The sequence below is a fragment of the Streptosporangium sp. NPDC049644 genome (genome assembly GCF_040675205.1).
Taxonomy (GTDB): Bacteria; Actinomycetota; Actinomycetes; order Streptosporangiales; family Streptosporangiaceae; genus Streptosporangium; species Streptosporangium fukuiense.
In genome coordinates, this window is the sequence record NZ_JBFAOJ010000010.1 from 121,244 (window position 1) to 147,247 (window position 26,004).

Consider the following 26,004-nt stretch of genomic DNA (forward strand, 5'->3'; position numbering starts at 1 on the left):
AAGAGATTGGGGAGGAGGATCGCAGGGCGCGGTCATGCTAGACGAGCCTATTAGGGCTAATGTATTCATCCATAGTAAGGCGAGCGATCCCTGCTCTCAGGAGGCTGTCATGACCGACCCCGTCACCACCACCGACGAGCAGCCGGTGCCGCCGGACCAGATCCTGGTGGGCGGCCTCTGGCGACGTGGCGGGGGCGAGGTGATGACACCGACGAATCCGGCCACCGGCGAGGTGATCACGGAACTCGCCGGCGCGAGCGTGGCGGATGTGCGCGAGGCCGTCGAGGCCGGGCGTCTGGCGGCCGCCGACCCGTCCTGGGCGAACCTCACGCCACACGAGCGGGCGAGGTACCTGCACCGCATCGCGGATCTGCTGGAGAGGCGCGCGGCGGGGATCGCCGCGCTGCAGACCCTCAACACGGGTAAGACACTCGCCGAGACCCGCGCCCTGGTGGCCAGTGCCGTCGGAACGTTCCGTTACACGGCGGCGGCGCTGGAGACCGGGGACGGCGAGCTCACCACCCCCCGCGGCCCGTACCTCACCATGACCGTCCAGGAGCCCTTCGGGGTGGTGGGCGCGATAACCCCGTGGAACTCGCCGATCGCGAGCGACGCGCAGAAGGTCGCGCCGGCCCTGGCCGCGGGCAACGCTGTGCTGCTCAAGCCGGCCGCCTGGACGCCGCTGGTCTCCCTCGCCCTCGGACGGGCCATCACCGACGCCGGCCTGCCCCCCGGCCTGGTCTCGGTCCTGCCCGGCGGCGGTGCCACCGTCGGCGACGCGATCGTGCGGGACCCGGCCGTCGGCATGGTCTCGTTCACCGGTGGCACGTCCACCGGCCGGCACATCGCCGGGATCGCCGCCGAGAAGCTCATGCCGGTATCCCTGGAGCTCGGCGGCAAGTCGCCCACGATCGTCTTCGCGGACGCCGACCTGGAACAGACCGTGGCCGGGATCCTCTACGGGATCTTCTCCTCCACTGGGCAGAGCTGCATCGCCGGCTCCCGGGTCTTCATCGCCAGGGAGGTCTACGACGACGTGCTGCGGGCCCTCAGCGAGGCCACCCGTGCCCTGCGCGTCGGCCCCGGTGACGATCCGCGCACCCAGGTCGCGCCGCTCGTACACCACCGCCACCGCGACGGCGTGGCCGCGGCGGTCGACCGGGCCAGGGCCGAGGGCGCGCGGGTGGTCTGCGGCGGAGGCGTGCCCGAGGGGGAGACGTTCGCGAACGGCGCCTACTACCTGCCGACCATCCTGGACGGGGTGGGCAACGACGCGGCGGTCTGCCAGGAGGAGATCTTCGGGCCCGTCGCCGTGGTGCTCCCCTTCGACGACGAGGACGACCTGGTCCGGCAGGCGAACGATTCGGTGTTCGGCCTGGCCTGCGGAATCTGGACCGGCGACTACCGGCGGGCCTGGCGCGTCGCGAGGCGGATCCAGGCCGGCACGGTCTGGATCAACACCTACAAGCAGTTGAGCATCGCCACCCCCTTCGGGGGAGTGAAGGAGAGCGGCCTGGGCACGGAGAAGGGCCGTCACGGGATCCGCACCTACAGCCGGACCAAGGCCGTCTACTGGGGCCTGGACGAGGCACCTCTGCCCTGGGCCCGTTGATCGGGCACACCGAAGGCACCGGCCGGTGGTTTCTGGCCGGTGCCTTCGGTGCCGGAGGTCCTACCGTCCCGTGGACTCCAGGGAGCGCTCCAGCTGTTTCAGCAGGCGGGCGAGTTGCCGCTGCTCGGTCTCGGTCAGGCCCGACAGCATCCGCTTCTCGTTGGAGAAGTGCGCGTACGCCGCCCGGTCGACGGTCTCGATGCCCTTGTCGGTGAGGGTGACGTAGACCACCCGCCGGTCGGTGGCATCGCGGACCCGCTCGACCAGGCCCATCGCCTCCAGACGGTCCACTCTCTGGGTGATCCCGCCCGAGGTGACCATCGTCACTCCGGCGAGGTCACCGATCGTCTGCTGGAAGGGAGGACCACTGCGGCGCAGCGCGGCCAGTACGTCGAAGGCGGCCATGTTGATGCCGTACTCCTCGAACAGCTCGCCGAGCTGCGCCTGGTAGCGCAGGTAGTTGCGGTGCAGTCGTCCGAGAACCGCCAGTGGGGAGGCATCCAGATCCGGAAGCTGTCTCGCCCACTGATCGAGGATCAGGTCGACCACATCCGGGGTCCTGGCACTCATGCGGGACACGTCAGCCCTTTCTGTCTAGGACAGTTTGCCAGGCCGCCGCCGGTTTACGCTCCCACCGCTGGGATGGCACGGTCAGACGGGCTGATCCGGTGAGGCGATCCGCCGGATCAATACCTGGTTTCCCTCGATATCCGTCACCTCGCGGATGTCCGCCGACGGCTGGGACACCGGCCACGCGCGACCGGAGTGCCAGCTGGACGAGTTCTCGCCCACCGCGAAGCACGCGCGCCACGTGCCGTCGCCGGTCAGGCTCGGCACGGCCCGCACCCCTGAGGGCCACGAACCGAACAGGGTCCGGTGGAAGGCGACGCTGGCCTCCGGATCCGGGGATTCCAGCACCCATCCGGCCACGCATCCCACCTGGTCGGACGCTTCCTGGGTACCGCGGTCCGTGCCCGGCTGGAACAGCCCGACGGCCACTCCCACCGGGTCCTCGACCAGGGCGAACAGCCCGTCCGGCGACACATCCACCGGACCGGTCACCAGCCGGCCCCCGGCCGCGGCCGTACGACGCAGTGACTCGGCCAGGTCGGAGGTGGACACATACCCCCGCCAGCCGGCGGACGGCCGTGGCAGCGCCGGCCCGCCGATCCCCGCCACCTTGCGCTCGCCCACCCAGGACCTGCGGTAACCGCCCACGTGCGCGTTCTCGTCGAATCTCCACCCCAGCAGCGTGGTGTAGCAGAGCAGGAGCGGGGCCCCCGCCTCGGATGGCAGCTCGACCCAGCACGGGTCGCCGTCCGGGCGGTGGCCCGCCTGCGTTGTCGTCGATCTCATGATGAGCCCCTCCAGGCACGACGGTGATCGCTCATCCGGCCGTGTAACCGCCGTCGACGGTCAGAGCCGTCCCGGTGACGAACGCGGCGTCCGCGCCCGCCAGCCACAGGACGGCGGCGGCGACCTCATCGGGTCCGGCGAACCTGCCCAGCGGATGCGCCTGCTCGAAGCGCTCGCGCAGGGCGGGATCGGCGACGGACCCCTGGGTCATCGGCGTGTCGACCACACCCGGGCAGACACAGTTCACCCGGATGCGGTAGGGCGCCAGATCCAGGGCAGCGGCCTTGGTCAACCCGACGACCGCGTGCTTGCTCGCGGTGTACCCGGCCTGGCCGCGCCCGCCGACCAGGCCGATCGCGGACGCCATGTTGACGATGCAGCCGCTACCGGTCCGCCTCATCACGGGCACCGCGGCCCGGATCCCCAGGAAGGCGCCGCGCACGTTGACCGCCATCACCCGGTCGAAGTCCTCACCGGACAGCTCCTCCACCGATCCGGAGGGGCCGGTGATCCCGGCGATGTTGAACAGGTCGGTCAGGCCGCCGAACTCCTCCGAGGCCACCCGGACGGCTTCGCGGGTGACGTCGGCGTCGGAGACGTCACCGGACACCAGCCGTACCGTCTCCTGCCCGGTCAGCAGGGCCAGCGACCGCAGTCCCTCGGCGCTGCGGTCGACCAGCACGCTGGGGATGTTCTCGGCGGCCAGCCGCAGCGCGCACGCCCTGCCGATGCCGGATGCCGCACCGGTCACCACGGCCACCCTCGGGCGGCCGGCCCCGTCCGGCGCGAGGGCGCCGGACGGGGGTAGCGTCTCGGTCACCAGCGCTCGATCCCCGAGAGGAACTCGATGATCGCCGCGTTGACGGCCTCGGGCTGCTCCTCGTTGGAGGTGTGACCGGCCCGCTCGATGACGCTGAGCTTGGCGCCGGGAATCCCCTCGGCCAGGGCCTTGCCGCACTTCTCGAACGGCAGCACGACGTCGTCGCGTCCGTGCACGACGAGCGTGGGCACGGTGATCTCGCCGAGCCGGGGGAGCAGGTCGGCCTTGCGGATCCAGGAGTTGTACTCGCCCCACACCGAACGCGCCGGCCGGTCCGCCCACTTCTTCAGCCAGTGGTCGACCAGCTCCGGCTGCTCCTGGATGGTGTCGGGCCCGAACACCAGCGGCACGCACCACTCGGCGAACGCCTCCGACAGCGGTCCCTCGGTGTTGAGGGGGTCGAACGCCAGCCCGAACTCGACCTGCTGCTCGGGGGTGTAGGGGTGGGCCATCGTGTCGATGAGGATCAGGCCGCCCAGCCGGTCCTGGTGCTTGAGCGCCAGTTCCAGTCCCATGAAGCCGCCCATCGACATGCCGGCGAGCACGAACTTGTCGATGCCCAGGCTGTCGGCGAAGTCGATGCAGTCCTGCACCAGATCGTGCAGGTCGTACTCGTCGGCGTACCGGTCGGTGGCGGCCCGGTGGTCGAAGGCGATGACCCGGTAGGAGTCCTTCAGCGCCTCGATCTGGTAGCGGAACATGGTGTGGTCCATCACGCTGCCGTGGCTGAACAGGATGGGCAGGCCGGTGCCGGTGTCGCTGTAGTTCTTCGGGTCCATGTCTACTCTCTCTCTGTATCTACGGAGGGATTCAGATTGACTACCGGGTGGCGATGACCTTGCCCGGGTTCATGATTCCGAGTGGGTCGAGCGCCTGTTTCACGGCACGGTGGACGGCGACGCCCACCTCACCGATCTCTTCGGCGAGCAGTTCGCTTTTGAGGGTGCCGATGCCGTGCTCGCCGGTGACGGTGCCGCCGAGCGACAGGCCGAGCCGGGAGATGCGCCGGTAGGTGCGATAGGCGCGGGACTCCTGCTTGGGGTCGTGAGCGTCGAAGATGATCGTGGGATGCATGTTGCCGTCGCCGGCGTGCCCGATGATCGCCACCCAGGCCCCCTCGTCCTCGGCTATCGCCTGGATGCCGGTCAGCAGCGGGTTCAGCGCGGACACCGGCACGGCGACGTCGCCGATCAGGACCCGGCCAAGGGCCTCCATCGCCGTCCCCGCCATCCGGCGCACCCCGACGAGCATCTCGGATTCCTGCGGGTCGTCCGTGGCATGGACAGCCAGCGCTCCGGACCGTTCCATCGCCTCGCTCATCGCGGCGATCTCGGCTGCGCGTGAGGCGTCGTCCAGCAGGTCGCTCTCCGCGATGAGCAGGGCCGCGACCCCTTCGTCGATGCCCATCGGCCGGTGCCGCTCCACCGCTGCGACGGCGGTGGCGTCCATGATCTCCAGCATGGCGGGCCGGACCGTCCGGGTCACCGCGTTGACCGCGTCCGCCGCCTCGGCCAGCGAGCCGAACTCGGCGAGAATGGTGGACCGCCGCGGGCCGGGGTGGCGTTCCAGCCGTACCACGATCTCGGTGATCACCCCGAGGATGCCCTCGGAGCCCACCATCAGCCCGGTGAGGTCCAGGCCCGCCACTCCCTTGCGGGTGCGCCGTCCCGTTCTCAGCACGCGGCCATCCGGCAGGACGACCTCCAGCCCGATGACGTAGTCGCGGGTCACGCCGTACTTCACGCAGCAGAGCCCGCCGGCGTTGGTCGCCACGTTCCCGCCGATGCTGGCGATCTCGTAGCTGCTGGGATCGGGCGGATAGAACAGAGACTCCGCCTCGACCGCCTTCCTCAGCCGGGCGTTCAGCACGCCGGGCTGGACGACCGCCACCGCGTCGACGGTGTCGATCTCCACGATCGCGTTCATGCGCTCCAGGGAGAGCATGATGCAGCCGTCGACGGCGCAGGAGCCCCCGCTGAGTCCGGTGCCCGCACCCCTGGGCACGATCGGTACGCGCAGCCGGCTGGCCAGCCGGCATACCGCGCTGACCTGCTCGGTCGAGGTCGGGCGGACCAGGGCGGCCGGTCTGCCCGACCTCGTGAAGGCCGATTCGTCGCGGGAGTAGGCGGCCAGCACGTCGGGGTCCGTCGTCCACGCCCGGTCATCGCCCAGGCAGGCGGCCAGTTCCTCTTCCAGCCGGTGGAGTTCAGGCACGAGGTCTCCGTTCCCTGGTGCGGGCGCCGGGGATGTCGGCCGTACGCGCGTCGGCTACCACCCGACAAACCGGAAATCTCATACCGCCAGATACCCGCCTTCCAGGGCGAGCACATGTCCGGTCACGTGGTCCGAGGCCCGGCTGCTGAGGAAGACCGCGGGACCCACCGCCTCGGTGGGCTCGACGAAGCGGTGCCAGGGCTGGCGGGCCAGCATCGGCGCGGTCGCCGTCTCGTCCCTCATCATGCCGCCGGCGATGTCGGTGACGAACCCGGAGGGGGCGATGGCGTTGACCGTGACCTGGACGGCGGCCAGGTCGGCGGCCAGCTGCTTGGTCAGCCCGATCACGCCGTTCTTGGAGGCCGAGTACCCGGCGCACTGCGCGGTCGTGCTGCCCCGCTGTCCCCAGACCGAGGCAGTGAAGATCAGCTTCTTGCCCAGCACGTGATCCATCCGGCGCAGCGCCGCGCGGGCGGTGAGGAACGCTCCATCGAGGTTGACGGAGATCACCTGCCGCCACTCCTGCAGGGTCCAGTCGGTGACCGGCTTGACCGTGCCCGCGATGCCGGCGTTGGCGAAGACGACGTCGATGCCACCGAGCGCCGCCAGGGCGGCGTCGAAACCGGCCTCCACCGCATCCTCGTCAGAGACGTCCACGCCGTGGTAAGTGAGCTCAAGCCCCGTTTCCGCGGCCTTTCGGCCCGCCTCCTCCAGCCGGGCGCCGGGCAGGTCGAGGACCGCCACCCGGGCGCCGCGTTCGGCGAGCCCGAGGGCGATGGCGTGTCCGATGCCGGAGACGCCGCCCGTCACCACGATGCGGGTGCCGTCCACGGACAGCGGGTCCACAGACTGAGTCATGTCAGCTCCCTTCTCTCCGTTTCCTACGTTCCGGTTCACTCGGCCCTGAGGGCTTCCAGCTGCTTCTCCGTCGGGACGAAGTCGCCGATGTTGTCACGGGTGTACTTCGTGTAACCACCCGTGACCACCTGTGCCGCGGCGGCCTTGTCGCCCTTGATCCAGGCGAGGACGATCTCGGCCAGCTTCTTGCCCTCGACCACGGGCTCGAAGTCCCAGGAGACATCGATCTGCTGCTTCTGCAGCGCGGTGACGCCCTCGGGCTGCAGCTGGGCGCCAAGGCTGAGCACCTTGCCCTGCTTGCCGGCGTTCTTGATCGCCGCAGCGGCACCGATCGCGGTCGGGTCGTTATAGGAGATGAACGCGCTGAGGTCCGGGTGCTTGGTCAGCTCGGCGGCCGCGGGCGCCTGGGCACCTGCGACATCGTCGGTGGGGTTGTTGATCCGCCCGAGGAGTTCGATCTTCGGGTAGTCCTTGGCCACTTCCTGGGTCAGTTCCCAGTCCTTGTCAAGCGGCGCGACCGGGCCACCGAAGCCGATGAACGTCACTTTACCGGCGCCTCCGGGTAGCTTCTCCGAGAGGTACTTGAAGCGCTCCTCCACGAACGCGCGGTCGAGGTGACCGTCGATGAGCTGGCCGGTCAGCGGAGGGGTCAGCTGGTCCGCCTGAGTCGCGTTGACGTCCGCGTTGTCGCCGAAGACACCGATTCCGGCATCCGCCGCTTTGGTGAGGATGGCCTTCTGCGCGGTGTAGTCCAGCGGGAAGATCACAAGCGCGTCGACCTTCTGGGTGATGAAGGTCTGCACGTCGGTGATCTGCTGGTTAACGTTGAGCTGGGAGTCCAGCATGCTGAACTTGCAGCCGTACTTCTCCACCTGGATCTTCAGGCTCTCCACCACGGCCCCGGTGTAGGAGTTCTGACCGGTGGGATTGGCGAACCCCACCGAACAGGCCTTCTTCTCGGAGGCGCTCGCGGAGGTGGCGTCGGTGGCGGCGGTGTCGCTGCCGCACGCCGCCGTGACCAGGAGCGCTCCAACGCCCAGGACAGCGGGAACGATCTTCTTACGCATGGGGGCCTACTCTCATGAACTTGATTGGGCGAATCCGCCGCCGGACGGTGGTTTGAACGGACGGGGTCATATCTCGGACTTGGCGCGCACGCGGTCGATGACGACCGCGGCTACGAGCAGCAGACCGGTGATGATCAGCTGCCAGTAGGTGGCGGTGATACCCAGCAGGTTGAGTCCCTGGGAGAGCGCCGAGAAGAAGATCGCCGCTATGACGGTCCCGACGAGGGTTCCCGAACCGCCGGTCAGGCTGGTGCCGCCGAGCAGGACCGCGGCGGCCGCGGTGAGTTCGACGCCCACCAGGACGCTGGGGGAAGCGGAGTCGGCATTGAGGCCGACGGTGAAGATGGCGGCGATACCGGCGCACAGGCCGGAGAGCACGTAGACCAGGAGCTTGGTGCGCCATACCGGGATACCCGCCAGGGTCGCCGCCGTCTCGTTGCCGCCGATCGCGAAGACGTTCCTGCCGAAGTAGGTCCGGCGCAGCAGGAGGACTCCCAGGACCGTCAGGATGAGCAGCAGCCAGATCGGCAGGGTCAGCGGGCCCAGTTGGTAGTTCACGAAGTTGCTGAAGTCGCTGTCTTCCAGGGTCATCGTCTGGTCGCCCACGAGCAGCCGGGCCAGACCGCGGAACGCCTGCATCCCGGCGAGGGTGATCACGAAGGCGTTCATCCCGAAGACCGAGATCAGCACTCCGTTGACCGCTCCCACCACGCAACCGCAGACCAGCGCGGCCAGCGCCCCGGCCGGCGTTCCCGCGATCGAGGCGACCTCGGCGCAGACGACCGCGCACAGCACGGCGGACGAGGCCACGGAGAGGTCGATGCCGCCGCTGATGATGGTCGGCGTCATCCCGAGACCCAGTACCGCGACGATGGCGGCGCTGCCGAGCAGGCTGTTGATGTTGCCGCTGCTGAGGAAGCCCGGCGCGGAAAAGGAGAAGAACAGGACGATCACTATCAGCAGGCCGAGCACGGCGCTGTAGGAAGGCAGTTGACGTGCCGTCAGGCCCGCCGGCCGTCGCAGGGTGCCGGCTGTTCCGCCGTGGCCGCTCATGCCGCGACCAGTCCGGTCGCGGCGGCCGCGATCGCGTCCTCGGTCAGCTGGTCCTGTGCGAACTCGGCCACGATCCTCCCCTCGAACATGACGAGCACCCGATGACACAACTGCATGAGTTCCTCCAACTCCGATGAAGCGACGAGGACGCCCATGCCATCGGCGCTGAGTTCGTCCAGAAGTGAGTAGATGGCGGCCTTCGCCGCGATGTCGATGCCGCGGGTGGGCTCGTCCAGGAGCAGGACCGCCGGGGACTGGCGCAGGTAGCGGGCGAAGATCGTCTTCTGCTGGTTACCGCCGGACAGGCTGCCGATCCTGTTCCGTACGTCGGCGACCGAGATGCCCATCCGCTTCGCCAGGCCCCGTGCCCCCTTCTCCTCCTCGCGAGGGGAGCGCAGGTAGCCGCGCGGTTCGTGGACCAGGAAGGTGTTCTCCGCGACGTTCATCGTGGGCACCAGGGACTTGCCCAGCCGGTCGTCGGGGATCAGGTACATCCCGATGTCCATGGCGGCCCGGATGCTGGAGGCGGGAAGTTCCCGGGTGTTCAGCCTGACCGTGCCCGCGCCGCGGGGCCGAGCCCCGTAGAGGGTCTCCAGGAACTCGGTTCGCCCCGCGCCCACCAGACCGGCGAGCCCCACGATCTCGCCGCGGGCCACCGAGAGCGAGACCTCGCGAACCCGGCCGTCGGAGTCGGAGAGCCCGTCCACCTCGAGCAGCGTTTCCCTTCCGGACAGCGGCTTGGCCCGCCGGCTGAGGTCGATGTCACGGCCGACCATCGCCGCCGTCACCCATTCCCCGTCCCATTCCGAACCTGGTTCACGCCGGCCGGTGACCTTGCCGTCGCGCATCACGGTGACCCGGTCGGAGATGTCGATGAGTTCCTGCATCCGGTGGGAGATGAAGGCGACGGCCATCCCGTCGTCGGCCAGTGACCGAGCCAGTGCGAGGACCACTTCGGCTTCGGCACGTTCCAAAGAGGAGGTCGGCTCGTCCAGCAGGAGCACCTGCGGATCCATCGACAGAGCCCGGGCGATCTCGATGAGCTGCCTCTGGTGGATGGGGAGCTCGCTGATCAGCGCGGTGAGCGGGATGTCCAGCCCGACCCGGTCCAGGTACTCACGGGCCAGCTGGTTGATCATCCTGCGGTTGGCGATCCCGTACCGGCCGACCTGGGCGTGCGCGAGCATCACGTTGTCGGCGACGGTCATCCGGGGGACGAGTGAGAGCTCCTGGCTCACCAGGCAGACGCCCCGGTTCGAAGCTGCCCTGATCGAACCCCAGCTCACCTCGTTCCCGTTCATGAGGAGTCGTCCCTGGTCGGGACGGTGGGCGCCGGCGAGACACCTCAGCACCGTGGACTTGCCCGAGCCGTTCTCTCCGGCGAGGGCGTGCACCTCACCCGCGTACAGGCCCAGCGACACATCGTCTACGGCTCTGTTGGCCCCGAAGGACTTACCCAGTCCCTCGCCGGCGAGCAGCGGAGCTCCGCCGTTCGCCGCCCCTGGCGTGTGCAGTGGTTCCAAGACGGTGTCTCCCTTGGCCGCGCGTGCACCATGGCCGCCGACATCGTTTCGCATATCGGCACCTTAAGGTCACGCATGTTACCTATCAATAGGTTAGAGGTAACATATTTTCATCGAGTTGAGCCTTGGTGGGCCGGTCGGCCCCGCCGGAGGGCGTGTCTATCATCCGTTGGCGCTCCGCTCGATGCGCATGTAGTGTATTGCCACTTCAGAGAGCATGTATGCCTGATTTTGATCATGGGTTGCCGGTCGCGTTGAGGGCTTCCGGCGGTGTCGGGCATGGCTCGGCGGCTCTGGCGGGCCGAGCGCTGAGCGTGCGGATGAATCTTGAATCCCTTAAGGGTTAACAGAAATGGTTGTCGACTCCGCGGGACTGCCCGGAGTGTGCGGAGGTGGTCGTCCGGCCCGTCGCGACGGTCCTGAGTGTGATCGCCGTTCTGCTGACGGCCCCGGCGGCCCGCGCCGCGCCGACCGGCTCCCAGTTCCGCTTGGTCCCCGGTCTGGGCGGTGAGGCAAGGCGCCCGACCTCGCCGACATCGCGCAGTGGTCGTGGCTGGACGACATCTGCCAGCGGTTCCACCTCCGGGCCACCTGACGGTCCCTCCAGGCGGCGGCCGGAGCCAGGACACCGGGGCCCGGACCGGCGGGCGCCGAGGTCCCTTCCGCGGCTTTTTCAGCCGTTGGTCCGGTGTGACGTCTCCCCGGCTTTCCCGCTCAGCGGTCCGGTGTGACGTCGACGACGAAGCTCACCTCGGTGGCGCCGAGTGAGCCGGTGACCAGCCGGCAGCCCGGATGGGGAAATCTACGGAACTCGCCTGGAAGCCGGGTGTCCCGTAGCCGGATGAGAGTTCCTCCATCACGGTCTCGCCTGTCCAGAGAGAGGTCGCCCCCAGTGTCAACCGGCCGTCGAACCCTCGCCACCAGCCCATCTTCTGGATCCGAGTCGGCGCGGCGGGCAGGAAGGCCGAGTCGGGCAGGCTGTTGTAGATCACGCTGAGCTTCTCGTGCGGGAGGTTCTCCACCCTCCTGGCGTCCTCCGCCACGGCCACGGCGTTGGCCACCACGTGCCGCGTCAGCCGGGTGGCGACGCGTTCCAACGGGTAACTCCCGTACCGGACCCGCTTGAAGACACTCAGGCTACGCCGCCCCGCCACCACCACGGGCACCCGGGCAAGCCAGGCGATCGGCGTGCCGACCACATATCGCTTCCATGCTCTCACCTTGGGTGATCAACGTCGACGGGTGGGGAACCGTCATGACCGGCGAGCGTGTCGCGGAAAGGAATTTCGCCTGCGTTTACGCGGTACGGACCGTCTCAGAACCACCTCCCCGGTCAGATCCGACTTCTCTGCTGATCCGCGGCGGTACGGGTTAGCCTTCGAACATGGCCGAGAGCGATCGGGAAAGGTTGCGCGAGACCTTCACCGAGGATGCCGAACTGTACGATCGGGCTCGACCGGGCTATCCGTCCGAGCTGTTCGACGATCTGGCCGATCTGGCCGGGGCCCGTGCGGGATGTCGGGTGCTGGAGATCGGCTGCGGCACGGGGCAGGCCACCGTGCCGCTGGCCGAGCGAGGCTGTCAGATCGTCGCGGTGGAACTCGGTACGGCGATGGCCGTCGTCGCCCGCCGCAATCTGGCGCGCTTCCCGCTGGTCGCCGTTGAGAACTCGGCATTCGAGGATTGGCCGCTGCCGCGACAGCCGTTCGACGTCGTGGTCTCGGCGACGGCGTTTCACTGGATCGACCCGGCGGTGCGGGTGGAGAGAGCGGCCGACGCCCTGCGCGTCGAGGGCGCGCTGGCCACGATCAGCACGCATCATGTCGCCGGTGGCAGCCAGGACTTCTTCCGCGAGGCGCAGGACTGCTATGAGCGCTTCGACCCGTCGACCCCGCCGGGACTGCGTCTGCGTGCCTCAGCGGAGATTCCCGCCGACACCGCGGAGCTGGAAGGGACGGCACGGTTCGGGCCGGCCGTCTTCCGTCGCTACGAGTGGGAGCTGTCCTACTCGACCGCGCGGTACCTGGACGTGCTGCGCACCTACTCCGGTCATCGGGCGCTGGAGAACGGAGCGCGGGCCGATCTCCTGGGCTGCATCGGGTCTCTGATCGACGAGCGTCACGGTGGCCGGATCAGCAAGCGCTATCTGACCGAGTTGCGGGTCGCGCGTCGTCGTACGTGCTGAAAGGCGCGTGCCGAAAAGCGCGGTGAGGGCGGGTGGCGGGCGACCGGCGCGCCTGGTCGCGCTCACCGGCTGAGACCTTGCGGGAACGCTCCCTCCGCCGTCGGCGAGACGCCGTAGGCGGGCGGCGGTGCCGCCTCGCGGTGACGGCCTCGTCCTGGAGGGGAACGAGGCCGTCGGCGTTCACAGACCTGTGTGGTTACCCCTAGAGGATGCCGATGTTCCCGTAGTCGAGGAGCATCCCGGTCCCGACTCCGTTCCCGATCCCGATCCCGAGTCCGTCCCACGGGTCGGAGGGGGAGGCCGTCGCGTGAGCCGGACCGGCGGCTAGCGCGGGCGCGGCCAGGACGGCGCCGAGAGTGATCAGCCCAGCGGCGATCGTGCTGCGGTTCATCGCGGTCTTCTCCTTTGGGCGAGGGCGGCCCGCCTGCTGCGGACCGCCTCTCCATTGCTGTGCGCACTCATATGACTACCTGGAGAGAGCCGGTTCAACTTTGCGCGGCATCCGGACAACGGTTGAAGTTCGGGGCACTCCCGCAGCTGTCCGGCCTGAGTCGCGAAGGGAAGGGGATTCCGCTATGTATCGAACACGCGTCCCCGTTCGCGCCACCTTCCCGGGGAGGAACCGGTCCGACACCGGAGGGTGCGGGTGGTCCGGCCGCCGGTGCCGTTAGCCGCCCATCTCGTCCCACCGGTCAGAAGACCTGGAGGCCCAACTTTTTTGGGTACGGCCGGCTCAGGTGCGGCGATCCGGAAGAGCGGCCGGGGACGCAACCCGGCGACCAGTTCCATTGGCTTGATCAGGCTCTTGCAGGTGCGCAGAGCCTGCATCTCGTGCCGCGGACGTGCTGTCCAGTCCGCCGCCCACTCACGCGCCTGCTCCAGGCTCAACGGCAGATTCCTTAGAACGTCCACGGCCAGCTGCTCCGGGCTCCACAACGGGTCACCGTTGGGCCCAGGGTCGGTGATGAGCAACGCCCGGAGGTTGAAGCGTCGCGTGTTCACATCCCGCGCGGGACAGCCGGCCCGTTCGAGCCCGTCGAGCGCGGCGAAGGCGACCCGCGCCCAGATCCGTCGGTCCTCGCCTCGACCGCGCTCCTGTGCGTAGAGCAGGTTGGCCTGATACACACCCAGCCACTGGTTGACACGGTCCTCGGTGAACTCGGCACCACCGCCCCCCATGCCACCATCTCCATGCTCTACTGCCCGGCCTCCGGAATGGTAGGTGATAGTAACCCGGGCCGACGACCAGGACCTTGTCGAAACAGGTATAGCGCTCGCGCTCTTCTGCGTCAGGTTGATCGACAGCTCCGGGACGGTACAACTGTGATTTCGAAGCGGTCCCGTAGGACTTTCACCACCCGCTCGGCCGGCATGGAGAACACGTCCGTGCCCAAGGGCCGCTTCTCCCGTCATGACGGTGAAGATGCGGCGTACCCCACAATGAAGGAGATGTCCTCCAGCCTTCTTGTGCGTGCTACCGCGTCTCTTCACGGCCTGGCTTTGGGCGACGCCTTCGGTTCCCAGTTCTTCGTTCCGGCCAATCGACGGGCCTTCTCCGACCGCTTGCTTCCGCCTGCTCCGTGGCAGTGGACCGATGACACCGAGATGGCGTGCTCCGTCTACCGAGTCCTGGCCGACCACGGCACCGTCGACCAGGATCGGCTCGCCGTCGGCTTCGCCACCCGTCACGACTTCGACCGCGGGTACGGCCCGGCCACCAACCGGATGCTCCGTCTCGTCCGCGAGGGCGGTGACTGGCGGACGCTCTCGGCCGAGCTGTTCGACGGCAAGGGGTCGTGGGGCAACGGCGCCGCGATGCGGGTGGCGCCGCTCGGTGCCTGGTTCGCCGATGATCTCGCGCGCGTCATCCACCAGGCCGCCCTGTCGGCGCGGGTCACCCACACCCACCCTGAAGCGGTGGCCGGCGCGATGGCCGTGGCCGTGGCCGCGGCGACGACCGTCACGGAGCCTCGTCTCTCACCAGGTGAGTTCCTGGACAGGGTCAGGGAACACGTGCCCGCGAGCATGGTCCACGACGGCATCGCCGAGGCCAGGAGACTCCTCACCATCGGTGATCCCGACCTCGCCGCCACGATGCTGGGCAACGGGCGGCAGGTCAGCGCGCACGACACGGTGCCCTTCACCCTCTGGGGCGCCGCCCGCGAACGCCAGGACTTCGAAGCGGCCATGTGGACCACCGCGGCGGCAGGTGGTGACATCGACACCACCTGCGCCATCGTCGGCGGCATCATCGCGGCTTCAGGGATCGCCCGTCCGCCTTCGGAGTGGAGAAGGCGATGCGAGCCGCTACCGGAGTGGGCGGATGTCCCACCACTCAGCCGTGAACCGGGCGCTTCAGGCGGTTCTCGGACGTAACACTGGGGGTGACGATCGATCCTGATCCCGTAGGAAGGTGTTGGGAAGAATCAGATCACGCTTGTTGGTGGGGCTCCACTGACTAAGAGCGCCCGGCAGTAGGCGTCACTTCAGGCGCTTGGTCGTGGGGCGGCCGTCCCAGCGGTAGAGCGGGGTCGCGCGGCGGATCAGCATACGCAGCGTGACGATCGCGGCGGACAGGTGGAGGTAGAGGTCCACGACGCGGCTGCGCTTCACGGTGCAGCGCCGCAGCTTGCCGAAGCCGTTCATCCACGCGTGACCGCGTTCGACCACCCAGCGCTTGTCGGCCTGGATCGGGGCGGAGAGGTCCTTGCGGGCAATCTCGCCGGTGAAGCCGAGCTCCGCCAGGGCGGCGCGGGTCTTGTCACTGTCGTAGCCACGGCCCAGATTCACGTTGACCTGCTTGGTTGGCTCGCCGACCTGCTCTTTTGCGGCTTGCAGGGTGGGCGCGAGCAGCGGGGAGTCGTGACGGTCGGCTCCGGCCGCCACGACGCCGAGCGGGACACCGCGCGCCTCGGTGGCCACCGAGCGCTTCAGGCCCTGCCTGCCCCGGTCCGCCGGCGAGCGCCCGGCGACCTCCCCGCCTCAGGGGGCCTTGGTAATGCAGCCGTCCACGGACAGCTCGCCCGGCTCCAGGCCGATCATGCGATCGTACGCTTCCAGGGCGAGCGCGTGAATCCGCTCGGCAATGCCCGGCTGAGACCAGTAGTCGACGCGGCGTCTGATGGTGCGGTCCGAGCAGCCGGGGCCGGCGATCCGTTCGTAACCGGAGCCGTGCACCAGCGCGGCAATCACGTGTTCGAAGGGATCCGGGCGGCCGGGCAGAGACAGCAGCCATTCCTGGGCCAGGTAGTCCAGTCCGGCGCGGTCCAAGCACCGGCGGGCGTGGTCCTCGCCGCCCGGTCCGCTGAGCGGGTGGCCGAAGAGAGTGGCCGGGACAAACCGGCCCAGAGCGCCTTCAACGGGGCGCAGGTAGCCGAGGAGTTCGTTGTCCTCACGGCGGTGGACGGGGATCACAGAGGGTACTCCAGGGGCGGGGCCGTACGGGAGGCGCCGCCAGGAGATGGGACCGGGTGGAAGCGCCGGCTTGCTGGGGGTCTGCAGCCCCCAGCAGGCGGCGACCGGTCAGCTCGGCCGGGCGTCGGCGTAGGCGACCATGGCGCCCCTCTGGTATTCGGCCAGCCCGGCAGCGACCTGGTCGTAGGCCGCGCGCCACTGCGCGTCGTCGACGTAGTTCTGCCCCAGGGCCTTGAACGCGGCCGCGTCCGGTGTCCACATCCGGCAGATGCCCTGGTAATGGGCGTCGACCTCGGCCTGCACCGCGGGGTCGGTCACCGGCGTGGCTGCCTGCAGGAACCCGGCCATACGGACCATCGCCGCGGTCGCCTCACCCTGCAGCCGCTCCATCTCCGTCTCGGTGAGCGTGGCGGCGAACTGCGCCGACTGCTGCGCCTGGTCGGGCCACTGCGTGCGGGCAGGCGACTCGTAGCGGGCGGTGTCGAAGCCGGTGAACAAGTTCTCCGGCCTGCTGATGTTTCCCATGTCGGGTGTCTCCTCGTCCTCTTCCAGTTCCGCGATGGTGCGGGCGACCGTGTGGGCGAGCACGTCGAGGCGGTCCCGCTCGGCCAGCAGCCTGTGCTGGTGCTCGCGCAGCGCGGCCACCTGGTCAACCTGGCGCTCCAGGACCGCTGCGATCTCCCGCAGCCCCAGGCCGAGTTCCCGCATCAGCAGGATCTGCTGCAGCCGCAGCAGTTCAGCCTGCTCGTAGTAGCGATGGCCGTTGCTGCCGATGTACGCGGGAGCAAGCAAGCCGATCTCGTCGTAGTGACGCAGGGTCCGGGACGTCACCCCGGACATCCGGGCCACATCCGCGATCGACCAGGCCATGGCCGCACCTTTCCTCGCCGGGCCGGTCTGTCCGGCCACACAAGCGACCGTAGGAGTTGACGCAACGGAAAGCGCAAGTCGCACTGGACATGCCGCTATCCGTTACACCCGGTGACCGAATCCGTCGGCGTACCCGCCGCTCACACACACCAGACGATCATCGGCAGGCCCCACGAACCACCTACTGCCGGGCGATCTAAGGCTTCACGATCTACGCCATGCCTGTGCCTCGTTTCTCCTCGCCTTCGGCGCCTCGCTTCGAGCCGTGATGAAGACACTGGGGCACAGTCGAATCGGACTGACCGTGAATGAGTCCCCCTTGATCACTCTCCTGACGGGCAAGCGAAGGGCACGCGACGGGCACGGCTGGCACACTCACCGCCAGAGCGTCGGCCTGATATCAACTCGTCCAGAGAATGATCTTTCCGAGAAGGATCGCGCCGAACCAGAAGGTGAACATCATGGTTACTGCCGTGCGTGCCTGCTTACGCTCCTGATCAGTCCGACCTGGCCGCCGTGCTCTTGCGATCAGCGTGATGGCCACGCTTAGTAGAGCAAAGGTCATCGAGATCTCGACAGAGGTCATGACGTGAAGGTATTACGGCCAGAATCCCCTTTCTAGCCGGATCTTCCGGTCTGCCTCGGCAAGCGGGCCAAGGTGGAGCGCCCTACTGGACGGGCGACCTTGGCCCCTGACCCTTGGGCCGCTGGGCTCTGCCTGGACGTGATAGGCGGGAAGATCAGGGATCATCAGGATCTCCACCGAACCTGGAGCGATTCATTGGGAAGGAAGTCCCGGCCGACCGATCGCTCCCAGCCACGTACGGCGATTGACCACAACCAGGCGATCGTGAGGGCGGTACCGGTCGCGGCGATGTGACGCCACCGGGCATAGACGGAACCGAGCTGGAGAGGTGGGGCCATTGGACTTCTCCTGAGGGCTTGCCGGCTCCATAATCACTGCGTGTCCAAGATGCCGGTGTGGTCTAAGTTGGCGCTCGTCCTGATGGTGCTGGCACTGGTGGTCAAGGTCCTCACGTTGACCTTCTGGGCGGGTGGCACCGTACGCGAACTGCTCGACTGGGTGTTCATCGTCATCGGTGTTCTTGCCGTGGCGCCCTACCTGGGAGTCGGTGTGCGGGGGCTGGTCAAAGCACGCAGGCAGGAGTATCCCAAGCCCTTGCCGGGGGAAGCAGTCGATGGACCGCGTAAACGTCTGGTGATGTCCTCGGCCCTCCGGCTTTTTACTGCCCTGATGGGGCTGTTCGCGATTTCCGGGACTCTCAGATCGGTTATCGGGTCGTTCGGCTGGGGCGTGGACGTCCTCGGGTTTCTCCCCGTGATCCTGTTTCTCTCCGCAATGGGGATCTCTGTGGTCACTGTGCTGTGGGCCTCGATGAGGTCGAACACGTAGGGAGCGAGCGGCCGACGCCAGGTCGCAGGTGCCGGAAGAGCCGCGAAACGTTGGGCCACTGGCCGGATGAACCTTTAGGCGGTGGGGCGGCCTACGTACGGTGTGGGGCAGGGCAGGAAGCCGCGCATCGTCTCGCACGGTGGGCAATCGGGAGAAGTCCGCGACCTTCAAGATCAAGGGGCTGGCCGAGAGCTTCCTGTCGCGGCTACGGCAGGCGGCCAAGAACGGTGAGTCCTTCGACCTGGCGAGCGGTCTGCCGACGCCGATGGCCGAGGCGAAGGACGCGCGCACCTGGTACGACTTCGCCGTGGCCTATGTGGGCCGGTCACGGGGTGGACGTGATGCTCAGGGTCTACGCCAAGTGCATCGACGGCCAACGCGAGGTGGCCAACCAGCGCATCCTGGCCGCGCTCACCGTGTGAGATCCCATAGGAACACCATGAGAGCGAAGGGTCCCGGCTCACACCGGGACCCTTCGCCGTGTAGAGATGATCATCGTTCGTGAATGCGGTGGTGCCACCATCCGCCGAAGCGCCATGGGTAGTAACGCGCCCAAGGGGCCGGGATGGTCCGGCGGTAGAACTCCTCGTCCAGCCGCGTCACGATTCGTGAAAGCTCTGCCTTGGCCGGGGATCGAAGACGTCGCAGGGCGTATTCCAGTGTGTTCCGGGCCTCTGCCGGGTCGCAGCAAGGACAGTTCGCTTCGGGCAGATAGAGGTAGCGGCCGGGCTGCCGGAGGAACCGCTCGTATTCGGCGAAGGCACCGACGATGGCTCCAGGTCCTAGACGCTGGAGCTCGATTCGTGCGATGGCCGCACGGGTCCGGCTGGAGAGGCCGGGAATCTGGGGAGCTGGGCGGTAGCGTCGGCGATTCGCCCACACCTGCGCACGGAGGATGCGCGGCCGTCTACGCGGCATCGGCCTTTCGGGTCGTCATGAAGCGCATCGTGCCACACCTCGACATAGCGAACCACCCTGCGACGTGCCCCGGAGGGCTCGGAATCCTTCCACGAGTCTCCGGAGCCGCCGGTCCCACCTGGGAAAACGGAGCCTCGGGCATTCCGCGTATGATCCGCGATCAGTGGCACAGCTGCCTGAGGGGGGCGTACCCCTGGCAAGAAAAAGACCAGGTCAGTGGCTAGATGACCTGGTCTTGACCGCGCACCCTGCAGGATTCGAACCTGCGACCGTCGGATTAGAAGTCAAGGGGACTATCGGAGCCGCTTGCCTCGCTCGCCTGCGAAAACATTGTCATCCTCCGTCTACGCCTCATGGTTTGGGAAGGCATTGGGAATGATCATGGCCGTAGACTATCTGATGAGTTCAAGGTGTGTCGTGAGGCTCTTTAGGTGTTATAGGACGTCAGGTTTTGAAAGTAGAAGCTCACATCTCCTGGAGTTTCGACTAGAGAATCGGAGTCACTTTTGCATCGGGTTTTCCGGAGTCGTCATCGGAATCCTCTATCAAGCGATCTAGCAAACTAGCTTCAGTGATTCGTTCCAGTCGCTCAAAAACAGGAGACTCCACTCTTCCTGCTAACATGGATTCAGCAAGTATATATAGACCTTCGCGACGCTTTCTTAGCGAAGTTGTAAATATTGCGATGATCGGAAGGATAATTAATAGCCAGGCGGGGTGAACGATAATTCCTAGAGATATAGAGAGAAAACCTATGGGTAGAGCGACTCCGGCCCGAAATTGAGCTTCTGCTTGAAGGCGATCATAGACGTTGTATAGTTCAGAGTCGTGGCCGAGTAATCGTGCGGGCACGAGAGGCAAATCCCGCTCTAGGGCCACAATTAGATCGTCTATGACGATTGTTTGTACGTCACTAACAAAGTATTCATCGAACTCTCCGCTCTTATTAAGCATCCGATTGGAGGCGCTCGGGTGGCGCATCTTGCTTCGAATGACGTTCAATTTTTCTCTGGTTTTGTTTTCAAATACCTCTTTGGCGATCGATTCGCGATGAGGCTCTAGTCGCTGCTCAAGAGTTTCGCGCAGCCTTTGGATAACCTCATTTTTATCTACACGCTTTTGAAGTTTTTTTGCCTTCCTCATAAACTTCGTGTGATCTTTAATTCCCCGGAGGCGTCTTTCGTAGCGGACGCTAACGTTAAGGCGATTTTCTATATAGCCGGTCATCCAGTCCGAAAGCGAGATAGATAATATTCCTATTAAGTAGGCAAGGAAGCTGGCTGCGATCCCAATTGCAATTGGGCTGATGTTCTTGCTTAAGGCGTATAGGTCCGAAAGGACATCGGTGGCATGACTTGCGTCTGGTAAATGCCTTCCCCATATGAGCCAAATGAGCGCTGCCCAAAGATAGCCTGCGGCGAGAGGTGCGCGTATTTCGCGAACTCCGGGGAGAAGCTCATTTAGCATTTATCTTCCTATGTCGGATGCCGAGAATTGTAAATCAGCAAGGAGTGTAGGATCACGCTGTTATGGTGAGCTTTGTCCATGGGATATCGGCGGTCTTGATTATCTGGTTTGGGCCGATGAACCGAGAGGTCACCAGAATTCCAGCATCGTGAGCTGCTTGTCCGGCGTGGCTAGCCGAAGCATCTTCGATGAGCCATGGTGTCAGGTGGTCACCGCAGTCGAATGCGTCGACCGCAGTCTTAAGGACACAGCTTTCTGTCGCGATTCCACAGATGTAGATGTCAGTCCATCCGTGGTCACGTACGAGAGCTTCCCCCTCTTCGTTGAAGAAGCTGTACACAGTCTTGTCGACAACGGCCGTCGCCTTGTTCGCGTAGGAAATAAGTTCGGGAACGATGTCCGTCTCAGGCGATCCCATGAGCTTGGACCAATTAAACAGCCGTTCGAAGTTGCTTCCGGCATAGTTGAAGTAACGAGTGAAGACCACGTCACCACCCGCAGCCTGCCAGCGGTCTACCAGGTCCACAATGACCGGAACGACGTGAGCCGACTCTTCCCGAACGAACCCGTTCTGAACATCTACCACGATCAGAACCGCAGAACTATTGAACACGGTCTCACCTTTCGCTGGTTTCTCTAAGGATGTCGATCGCCTGGGACAGGTGGTCGATAAGGCCGCTCGTATCAAGGATCGCGGTACGCATGGACCGATGTTGCCCGGTCTCCTGTGGGCGAGCATTTGTCAGCCTGGAACGGACACCGCGTAGGAAGCGCCAGCCGTACAGCTCAGGCACTTTGGGATCGACTCCTTGTTCTACCTGCCGGTTGATGTACTCGCAGTATGCCCATATCGCTTGAGTGGCCAGTTCCATGGTGACAAGCTCGTCTTCTGCCAGCGCGCGCCGAGGAGCAGTCGGGCAGTACACGACTCCAGACCATGAGGCGTAGCCGATCGAGATGCCTTTGATCCCAAAGGAAACCATTTCCGCTGGTGCATATCCTTCGGACAGCAAGGAACGTTCAACTAGCTCCGCATGAGCAAGTGACGACTCCGTAGCCTCTGAGTCTCTCTCCAGAAGCACTCGCGGCGCACACATGATGCGGAGTGCTGCATCTATTTCATGCCCCTGCCATGATGGCGTATGAAGCCAGTATGTGCTTAGGACATAGGATGCCTCAGTTGAGAATCCAGTTAAGTTGGAAAGATAACGCGAAGCCCATTCCAACTCTCTTTCGTAGGTCCTCCTGCGCCACACGGCCAAGCGTGCGATGTTGGGAAGTTCAAGTTCCTCGGCGACATGGAAGAGAGCGACACCGAACGGCCAAACGTAGAGACAGCTCTCTCCCTCGACGTGCGTTACTTCTGTCGCATGGCATTCGAGGTCGCATCGAGGCGGAGCCTCGGCTACCGCTCCATCGGTGACAAGCGCTTCGACCTGTTTAGCCCCGATGTAAGCGGCAACGAACTTATGGGAACGGACTCCGAACCTTTCGCCATTTACGGCGGAGGTTGGTTCGATTTCCCCGAATAGGTCCTGAGCCGTTGCTTCATAGGCAAGGCAGTACAGCTCAACATAGAGCGGATCTCGACAGACGGCACGGCCCGTTTCGTGACGATAAAGGGCCTTCTCGATCGTTCCGATCTCCGGAACGCTCAGCCCTCGACCTCGGCCAATGCGTTCAAGCTCTCGTGCGGCTCGGTTGCGACTCCACCCCAGGGCCTGCCGTTTGGTGATCAGGACGTTGTTCGGGGTGAGCTGCTTGCCGCCGGCGCGTGCACTCTCTCCGGACATGGGGGGTGTCCCTTCGCGTCTATTCGCGTCGTCTACTGCTTACCAAACGTCACAGCAACTCTTGAGGCATGAAAGAAACCGTCCGGTCAGCCCGAGTTGCCCGGTTCCCGCCGAGTCTCCACAGAGGCCCCGCTGGGGAGTCGCCCAAGGAGAGCCGTCACGGCCTTCTCGGCTGCGGACAGGGCTTCCTGGGTCTGGCGCAACTGACCCCGAACCTCTTCCAGTTCGCCCCGCAGATCTTCCGGAAGCGCGTCAGGCTCTGCCCGGACAACCGTGCCGCTGCCCGGTTGGATCGTCACTCGGCCTTCCGCCTGGAGCAGCCGTACTGCTGCCTGAGCGGTGTTGACCACGACTCCGTGCCTCTCGGCGAGCTGCCGGTAGGAGGGCAGTCGAGTACCGGGGGCGTATCGCCCCTCTGCAATGTCAGTGCGCAGAACAGCGGCGAGCTTCTTGCTCGCATGGCGGTCTGCGTCCCCGCGGGGACTCCGCTTCTCCACGGATCAAGCGTACTCAACCGTCTTACGACAGAAGGCTTGACGAGCCCTCCGCTCTTAATTACTGTCTTGAGACAGATCGAGCGTCTTAAGACACTCATCTCGAAGGGAAGTCACCGATGATCCCGACCGCTAAGCCCCGCCGCCTTCTGCCGTTCGTCCTCCTGGCCTGCCTGGTGGTCTTCGTCGTCCGAGAGCCGGCCAAAGCCGCTGTCGTCACCACGAATGCCTTCAACGGCCTGATGACGGTGGCTGACGCGCTGGTGACCTTCGCCAGTGGTCTTGGCTGACTCTCCCGCCTATGAAAACGGGGCGACCCCTATCCGCCAAGACGCGGGGCCGCCCCTCCACTCCGGTACAAGGAGCACAACCAGCATGACCTACCTGACGTCCCCGGCCAATGCGCACCGGGACCCCTGCCACTGCTGCGGCGGTGGTGGATGGATGACTTCCACCCAGATTTGTGGCGTGTGCGAGGGCACTGGCCAGTGCGGGATGCACCGATGAGCACCCCCGCGATCCCGTTCCCCGCCGCTCACCCCGCCCTGGTCTTGTTCGATGCCGTCACCGATGGTCTGTCGCGCCAGCTGGCCGAGGGCGCGCTGTGCGGGCTGGACCCCGAGCTGCACACCGGCCCGGACACCTTCACCGCCGAGCCTGCCGACGAGCAGGCCGCGCGGGAGCAGGTGGCCCGCGAGGTCTGCGCCGAGTGCCCGGTCCGCCATCTGTGCCGAGACCGCGCGGTGCGCCTGCGCCCCGAGCACGGGGTGTGGGCCGGTCTCACCGCTTCCGAGGTCAACGGCCTGGCCGACCTGCTGGCCACTTTCGGGCTGATCGAGCAGCGGACCGAGGTGGCCTGATCATGAGCCGCTTCCAGTGCATCGACTGCGAGCACGAGCACGGTACCGCCACCAGCTGCCCGCGCTGCCGTAAGCCGCGTGGCCAGGTGGAGCTGTGCCGCTCCCACGGCGCCCGGCACGTCTCCCGCTGCGGCACCTGCCGCACTCTGGCCCGCTCCCACTCCGGTTTCTAGCCCCCACAGGTGAACCTCATGACCAGCAATCTCGCCACCTTCGCCGCGGTGTTCGCGGCCCTGTTCGCCGCCCACTCGGTGGGGGATCACTGGGTGCAGACCCACGGCCAGGCTTGCGCCAAGGGAGCCCCCACCGCCGCCGGACGGCTGGCCTGCATCCGGCACGTGGCCACCCTCACCGCGACCAAGGCCGCCGCCATCGCCGCGCTCGCCCTGGTGACCGGCCTGGCACTGTCCCCGCTGGTGCTGCTGGCCGGACTCGCGGTGGACGCCATCAGCCACTACTGGGCTGATCGGCGGACCACCCTCGCCCGGCTCGCCGACCGGCTCGGCAAGCGCGGTTTCTACGAGCTGGGCGCCCCCCGGCCCGGCACGACGGATGCCCCGCACCTGGGCACCGGCGCCTATGCCCTGGATCAGTCCTGGCACATCGGATGGCTGTTCATCACTGCCCTGATCATCGCCGCCTGACCTGCAACGGAGACGACATGAACGAGAACACCCACACCTACACCCACCCCGACGTGCTGACCATCGGTATCCGCGACGGATGGGCCGACCCGCAGACCGACCCCACCCGCATCGACTGGCCCGCCCGCCAGGCCGCCGCCGCAATCCCCTTCGCCGTGGTGAACGGCCGCCCGGTCAGCCCCGGCGCGCCGACCGGCATCCGCTACGGCCGCAACGAGCTCGGGCACTGGGGAGAGCAGGTCTGCGCCGACGCCATCGTGACCGCCACCGACGAACACGGACACCGCTGGCTGGTCATGGTCGAGCGCGGCGACGGCCACGGCTGGGCACTGCCCGGCGGCACGGTGGACCCCGGAGAGAACCCGGCCGATGCCGCGGCCCGGGAACTGGGCGAAGAGACCGGCCTGTTCCTGGGCGGCGGCGGAAACTTCGATCCCCTCCCGGCCCGTCACGTCCCCGACCCCCGCGCCTCCGATGAGGCATGGATGGTGACCGTACCCGCCTGGGACCACCTGGGGGCCGTTGCCCGCGGCAACCTGCCCCCCGTGACAGGGGCCGACGACGCCGCCCGTGCCGCGTGGGTGCGCGCCAACAGCTACGCCGCCCTGGCTGCCTATCTGGAGGCGACGTATGGCGGGAGGGTGTTCGCCGCGCACGAGGACCTGTTGCGCGACGTCCTCGACCGGCCCGCCCCTGCCGCCTCCGCTCCTGTGCAGGTCCTCATCACCTCCTTCGGCTACGGCCACAGCCCCGCCCCGGACGCCGATGTGACCATCGATGCCCGCCGGAACCTGCGCAACCCCCACCACGATCCCGCCATGCGTCAGCTGACCGGCCTGCACCCCGCCGTTCGCCGGCACGTGCTGAACACCCCCGGTGCCCGCCCCCTGATCTGCCACACCGCCTCGACCGCCCGCGCCCTGGCCGCCCTCGCCTGCCCCGATCGGCCGGTCACGGTCGCCACCGGGTGCGTCGGCGGGCGCCACCGCTCGGTGGCGCTGGCCGAGGAGATCGGCCAGACCCTGCGCACCCAGGGCATCGCGGTCAGCGTCGAGCACCGCGACATCACCAAGCCCGTCATCCAGAAGTAGTCCAAGCGATCAAGGAGTAAGCCGACATGGGCAAGAAGACCGACTTCGCGGTGTACGCGACAAACCGCGATGCGCAGTACACGATGGCCTACAACTGCCAGGTCAGCGGATGCGGCCAGCCGGTCGTGGGCTACAGCGACGACGCCTTTGGCCTGTTCGTGGGAACCTGCGGCAACGGCCACCGCTCGACGGTGATGGCCAGCTGATGAGCCGCATCCGCGCCCGTTTCTGGGACCCGGCCGGTTCCCGGTACGGAATCCCTACCTACCCCTGGCGGATGTCGCCGCCGCACCTGCTGACCCGCCGCCAGCTGACCGCCGCCGGGCTGCGGCCCGGCGGGCAGGGCGTGCA

At 66.7% G+C, this 26,004-nt stretch carries 28 protein-coding genes and 2 pseudogenes; 11 read left to right on the forward strand and 19 right to left on the reverse strand.

Features of this window, described 5'->3' with window-relative positions; all coding sequences use genetic code 11:
- Positions 1-109: 109 nt before the first annotated feature.
- Positions 110-1,612, forward strand: a complete 1,503-nt coding sequence (locus tag AB0J58_RS08585) for an aldehyde dehydrogenase (RefSeq protein WP_364212095.1) — start codon at positions 110-112, stop codon at positions 1,610-1,612.
- Positions 1,613-1,672: 60 nt separating this feature from the next.
- On the opposite strand, the gene AB0J58_RS08590 is transcribed toward AB0J58_RS08585, so the two are convergent.
- The 10 genes from AB0J58_RS08590 to AB0J58_RS08635 all read right to left on the reverse strand — a co-directional run bounded on the left by AB0J58_RS08590 (position 1,673) and on the right by AB0J58_RS08635 (position 11,702).
- On the reverse strand, positions 1,673-2,182 hold the full coding sequence (locus AB0J58_RS08590) for a MarR family transcriptional regulator (protein WP_364212098.1): 510 nt from the start codon (positions 2,180-2,182) through the stop codon (positions 1,673-1,675).
- Positions 2,183-2,263: 81 nt separating this feature from the next.
- Positions 2,264-2,968 carry a hypothetical protein gene (locus tag AB0J58_RS08595; RefSeq protein ID WP_364212101.1) on the reverse strand — a complete coding sequence of 235 codons (705 nt, stop codon included), beginning with the start codon at positions 2,966-2,968 and terminating at the stop codon, positions 2,264-2,266.
- 31 nt (positions 2,969-2,999) lie between these two features.
- A complete protein-coding gene (locus tag AB0J58_RS08600) occupies positions 3,000-3,788 on the reverse strand; it encodes an SDR family NAD(P)-dependent oxidoreductase (RefSeq protein ID WP_364212104.1) in 789 nt (262 codons plus the stop codon).
- A complete protein-coding gene (locus AB0J58_RS08605; protein WP_364212107.1) occupies positions 3,785-4,567 on the reverse strand; it encodes an alpha/beta hydrolase in 783 nt (260 codons plus the stop codon). Before AB0J58_RS08605 ends, AB0J58_RS08600 begins: the two co-directional genes overlap by 4 nt.
- Positions 4,568-4,607: 40 nt before the next feature.
- Entirely contained in the window at positions 4,608-6,002 is a 1,395-nt protein-coding gene (locus tag AB0J58_RS08610; protein ID WP_364212110.1) for an FAD-linked oxidase C-terminal domain-containing protein, read from the reverse strand.
- Positions 6,003-6,080: 78 nt separating this feature from the next.
- Positions 6,081-6,860 (reverse strand): SDR family oxidoreductase, encoded by a 780-nt coding sequence (locus AB0J58_RS08615; RefSeq protein WP_364212113.1) that lies wholly within the window; start codon positions 6,858-6,860, stop codon positions 6,081-6,083.
- A gap of 35 nt (positions 6,861-6,895) precedes the next feature.
- The gene (locus AB0J58_RS08620) at positions 6,896-7,927 is read right to left on the reverse strand and encodes a sugar ABC transporter substrate-binding protein (RefSeq protein ID WP_364212116.1); all 1,032 of its coding nucleotides are present in this window, start codon (positions 7,925-7,927) and stop codon (positions 6,896-6,898) included.
- Positions 7,928-7,993: 66 nt separating this feature from the next.
- Positions 7,994-8,980, reverse strand: a complete 987-nt coding sequence (locus AB0J58_RS08625; protein ID WP_364212119.1) for an ABC transporter permease — start codon at positions 8,978-8,980, stop codon at positions 7,994-7,996.
- Entirely contained in the window at positions 8,977-10,503 is a 1,527-nt protein-coding gene (locus tag AB0J58_RS08630; RefSeq protein ID WP_364212122.1) for a sugar ABC transporter ATP-binding protein, read from the reverse strand. The genes AB0J58_RS08625 and AB0J58_RS08630 overlap by 4 nt, the downstream gene beginning before the upstream one ends.
- 746 nt (positions 10,504-11,249) lie before the next feature.
- Complete coding sequence (locus AB0J58_RS08635) at positions 11,250-11,702, reverse strand: hypothetical protein (protein WP_364212126.1); 453 nt, start codon at positions 11,700-11,702, stop codon at positions 11,250-11,252.
- A gap of 185 nt (positions 11,703-11,887) precedes the next feature.
- Between AB0J58_RS08635 and AB0J58_RS08640 the strand changes: the two genes are divergently transcribed.
- Positions 11,888-12,688: a class I SAM-dependent methyltransferase gene (locus AB0J58_RS08640; protein ID WP_364212129.1), complete on the forward strand. Its 801-nt coding sequence runs from the start codon at positions 11,888-11,890 to the stop codon at positions 12,686-12,688.
- 202 nt (positions 12,689-12,890) lie between these two features.
- On the opposite strand, the gene AB0J58_RS08645 is transcribed toward AB0J58_RS08640, so the two are convergent.
- Together AB0J58_RS08645 and AB0J58_RS08650 are read right to left on the reverse strand one after the other, a co-directional pair.
- Entirely contained in the window at positions 12,891-13,079 is a 189-nt protein-coding gene (locus tag AB0J58_RS08645; protein WP_364212132.1) for a hypothetical protein, read from the reverse strand.
- A 182-nt stretch (positions 13,080-13,261) separates the two neighbouring features.
- On the reverse strand, positions 13,262-13,867 hold the full coding sequence (locus tag AB0J58_RS08650; protein WP_364212135.1) for a hypothetical protein: 606 nt from the start codon (positions 13,865-13,867) through the stop codon (positions 13,262-13,264).
- A gap of 270 nt (positions 13,868-14,137) precedes the next feature.
- Between AB0J58_RS08650 and AB0J58_RS08655 the strand changes: the two genes are divergently transcribed.
- Positions 14,138-15,064, forward strand: a complete 927-nt coding sequence (locus AB0J58_RS08655) for an ADP-ribosylglycohydrolase family protein (protein ID WP_364212138.1) — start codon at positions 14,138-14,140, stop codon at positions 15,062-15,064.
- A 105-nt stretch (positions 15,065-15,169) separates the two neighbouring features.
- Here the strand turns inward: AB0J58_RS08655 and AB0J58_RS08660 are convergent.
- Both AB0J58_RS08660 and AB0J58_RS08665 read right to left on the reverse strand, forming a co-directional pair.
- A pseudogene (locus tag AB0J58_RS08660) lies at positions 15,170-15,889 on the reverse strand (transposase); the annotation flags it as partial.
- Between the two features lie 321 nt (positions 15,890-16,210).
- Positions 16,211-16,972: a MerR family transcriptional regulator gene (locus tag AB0J58_RS08665; RefSeq protein ID WP_364212141.1), complete on the reverse strand. Its 762-nt coding sequence runs from the start codon at positions 16,970-16,972 to the stop codon at positions 16,211-16,213.
- 184 nt (positions 16,973-17,156) lie between these two features.
- Here AB0J58_RS08665 and AB0J58_RS08670 point away from each other — a divergent pair.
- Positions 17,157-17,264: pseudogene (locus AB0J58_RS08670) on the forward strand (tyrosine-type recombinase/integrase); the annotation flags it as partial.
- A 108-nt stretch (positions 17,265-17,372) separates the two neighbouring features.
- On the opposite strand, the gene AB0J58_RS08675 reads toward AB0J58_RS08670, so the two are convergent.
- Positions 17,373-17,558 (reverse strand): hypothetical protein, encoded by a 186-nt coding sequence (locus AB0J58_RS08675; RefSeq protein ID WP_364212144.1) that lies wholly within the window; start codon positions 17,556-17,558, stop codon positions 17,373-17,375.
- A gap of 378 nt (positions 17,559-17,936) precedes the next feature.
- Between AB0J58_RS08675 and AB0J58_RS08680 the strand changes: the two genes are divergently transcribed.
- Positions 17,937-18,386 carry a hypothetical protein gene (locus tag AB0J58_RS08680; protein ID WP_364212147.1) on the forward strand — a complete coding sequence of 150 codons (450 nt, stop codon included), beginning with the start codon at positions 17,937-17,939 and terminating at the stop codon, positions 18,384-18,386.
- Positions 18,387-19,790: 1,404 nt separating this feature from the next.
- On the opposite strand, the gene AB0J58_RS08685 is transcribed toward AB0J58_RS08680, so the two are convergent.
- From AB0J58_RS08685 to AB0J58_RS08700, 4 genes are all read right to left on the reverse strand, one after another.
- Positions 19,791-20,771, reverse strand: coding sequence for a hypothetical protein (locus tag AB0J58_RS08685; protein ID WP_364212150.1), 981 nt, complete (start codon positions 20,769-20,771; stop codon positions 19,791-19,793).
- 52 nt (positions 20,772-20,823) lie between these two features.
- Positions 20,824-21,384, reverse strand: a complete 561-nt coding sequence (locus AB0J58_RS08690; RefSeq protein WP_364212153.1) for a cysteine hydrolase — start codon at positions 21,382-21,384, stop codon at positions 20,824-20,826.
- Between the two features lie 4 nt (positions 21,385-21,388).
- Positions 21,389-22,564 (reverse strand): hypothetical protein, encoded by a 1,176-nt coding sequence (locus tag AB0J58_RS08695; RefSeq protein WP_364212156.1) that lies wholly within the window; start codon positions 22,562-22,564, stop codon positions 21,389-21,391.
- A gap of 86 nt (positions 22,565-22,650) precedes the next feature.
- A complete protein-coding gene (locus AB0J58_RS08700; RefSeq protein WP_364212159.1) occupies positions 22,651-23,061 on the reverse strand; it encodes a winged helix-turn-helix domain-containing protein in 411 nt (136 codons plus the stop codon).
- Between the two features lie 116 nt (positions 23,062-23,177).
- On the opposite strand from AB0J58_RS08700, the gene AB0J58_RS08705 reads away from it, so the two are divergent.
- From AB0J58_RS08705 to AB0J58_RS08730, 6 genes are all read left to right on the forward strand, one after another.
- Complete coding sequence (locus tag AB0J58_RS08705; RefSeq protein WP_364212162.1) at positions 23,178-23,348, forward strand: hypothetical protein; 171 nt, start codon at positions 23,178-23,180, stop codon at positions 23,346-23,348.
- A gap of 213 nt (positions 23,349-23,561) precedes the next feature.
- Positions 23,562-23,918, forward strand: coding sequence for a WhiB family transcriptional regulator (locus tag AB0J58_RS08710; RefSeq protein WP_364212165.1), 357 nt, complete (start codon positions 23,562-23,564; stop codon positions 23,916-23,918).
- 2 nt (positions 23,919-23,920) lie between these two features.
- The gene (locus tag AB0J58_RS08715) at positions 23,921-24,091 is read left to right on the forward strand and encodes a hypothetical protein (protein ID WP_364212168.1); all 171 of its coding nucleotides are present in this window, start codon (positions 23,921-23,923) and stop codon (positions 24,089-24,091) included.
- 18 nt (positions 24,092-24,109) lie between these two features.
- Complete coding sequence (locus AB0J58_RS08720; RefSeq protein ID WP_364212171.1) at positions 24,110-24,562, forward strand: DUF3307 domain-containing protein; 453 nt, start codon at positions 24,110-24,112, stop codon at positions 24,560-24,562.
- A gap of 17 nt (positions 24,563-24,579) precedes the next feature.
- Positions 24,580-25,653, forward strand: a complete 1,074-nt coding sequence (locus AB0J58_RS08725) for an RNase adapter RapZ (protein WP_364212174.1) — start codon at positions 24,580-24,582, stop codon at positions 25,651-25,653.
- 26 nt (positions 25,654-25,679) lie between these two features.
- Positions 25,680-25,859 (forward strand): hypothetical protein, encoded by a 180-nt coding sequence (locus tag AB0J58_RS08730; RefSeq protein ID WP_364212177.1) that lies wholly within the window; start codon positions 25,680-25,682, stop codon positions 25,857-25,859.
- Positions 25,860-26,004 lie beyond the last annotated feature (145 nt).

Excerpts from the sequence above, each read along its gene's own strand:
- AB0J58_RS08695 (WP_364212156.1), bottom strand. The coding sequence starts at position 22,564 with ATGTCCGGAGAGAGTGCACGCGCCGGCGGCAAGCAGCTCACCCCGAAC.
- AB0J58_RS08720 (WP_364212171.1), top strand. The coding sequence starts at position 24,110 with ATGACCAGCAATCTCGCCACCTTCGCCGCGGTGTTCGCGGCCCTGTTC.
- AB0J58_RS08710 (WP_364212165.1), top strand. The coding sequence starts at position 23,562 with ATGAGCACCCCCGCGATCCCGTTCCCCGCCGCTCACCCCGCCCTGGTC.
- AB0J58_RS08615 (WP_364212113.1), bottom strand. The coding sequence starts at position 6,860 with ATGACTCAGTCTGTGGACCCGCTGTCCGTGGACGGCACCCGCATCGTG.
- AB0J58_RS08585 (WP_364212095.1), top strand. The coding sequence starts at position 110 with ATGACCGACCCCGTCACCACCACCGACGAGCAGCCGGTGCCGCCGGAC.
- AB0J58_RS08590 (WP_364212098.1), bottom strand. The coding sequence starts at position 2,182 with ATGAGTGCCAGGACCCCGGATGTGGTCGACCTGATCCTCGATCAGTGG.
- AB0J58_RS08730 (WP_364212177.1), top strand. The coding sequence starts at position 25,680 with ATGGGCAAGAAGACCGACTTCGCGGTGTACGCGACAAACCGCGATGCG.
- AB0J58_RS08675 (WP_364212144.1), bottom strand. The coding sequence starts at position 17,558 with ATGACCTCTGTCGAGATCTCGATGACCTTTGCTCTACTAAGCGTGGCC.
- AB0J58_RS08650 (WP_364212135.1), bottom strand. The coding sequence starts at position 13,867 with ATGGGGGGCGGTGGTGCCGAGTTCACCGAGGACCGTGTCAACCAGTGG.
- AB0J58_RS08705 (WP_364212162.1), top strand. The coding sequence starts at position 23,178 with ATGATCCCGACCGCTAAGCCCCGCCGCCTTCTGCCGTTCGTCCTCCTG.
- AB0J58_RS08665 (WP_364212141.1), bottom strand. The coding sequence starts at position 16,972 with ATGGCCTGGTCGATCGCGGATGTGGCCCGGATGTCCGGGGTGACGTCC.
- AB0J58_RS08625 (WP_364212119.1), bottom strand. The coding sequence starts at position 8,980 with ATGAGCGGCCACGGCGGAACAGCCGGCACCCTGCGACGGCCGGCGGGC.
- AB0J58_RS08725 (WP_364212174.1), top strand. The coding sequence starts at position 24,580 with ATGAACGAGAACACCCACACCTACACCCACCCCGACGTGCTGACCATC.
- AB0J58_RS08715 (WP_364212168.1), top strand. The coding sequence starts at position 23,921 with ATGAGCCGCTTCCAGTGCATCGACTGCGAGCACGAGCACGGTACCGCC.
- AB0J58_RS08685 (WP_364212150.1), bottom strand. The coding sequence starts at position 20,771 with ATGCTAAATGAGCTTCTCCCCGGAGTTCGCGAAATACGCGCACCTCTC.
- AB0J58_RS08620 (WP_364212116.1), bottom strand. The coding sequence starts at position 7,927 with ATGCGTAAGAAGATCGTTCCCGCTGTCCTGGGCGTTGGAGCGCTCCTG.
- AB0J58_RS08655 (WP_364212138.1), top strand. The coding sequence starts at position 14,138 with ATGTCCTCCAGCCTTCTTGTGCGTGCTACCGCGTCTCTTCACGGCCTG.
- AB0J58_RS08605 (WP_364212107.1), bottom strand. The coding sequence starts at position 4,567 with ATGGACCCGAAGAACTACAGCGACACCGGCACCGGCCTGCCCATCCTG.
- AB0J58_RS08645 (WP_364212132.1), bottom strand. The coding sequence starts at position 13,079 with ATGAACCGCAGCACGATCGCCGCTGGGCTGATCACTCTCGGCGCCGTC.
- AB0J58_RS08595 (WP_364212101.1), bottom strand. The coding sequence starts at position 2,968 with ATGAGATCGACGACAACGCAGGCGGGCCACCGCCCGGACGGCGACCCG.
- AB0J58_RS08640 (WP_364212129.1), top strand. The coding sequence starts at position 11,888 with ATGGCCGAGAGCGATCGGGAAAGGTTGCGCGAGACCTTCACCGAGGAT.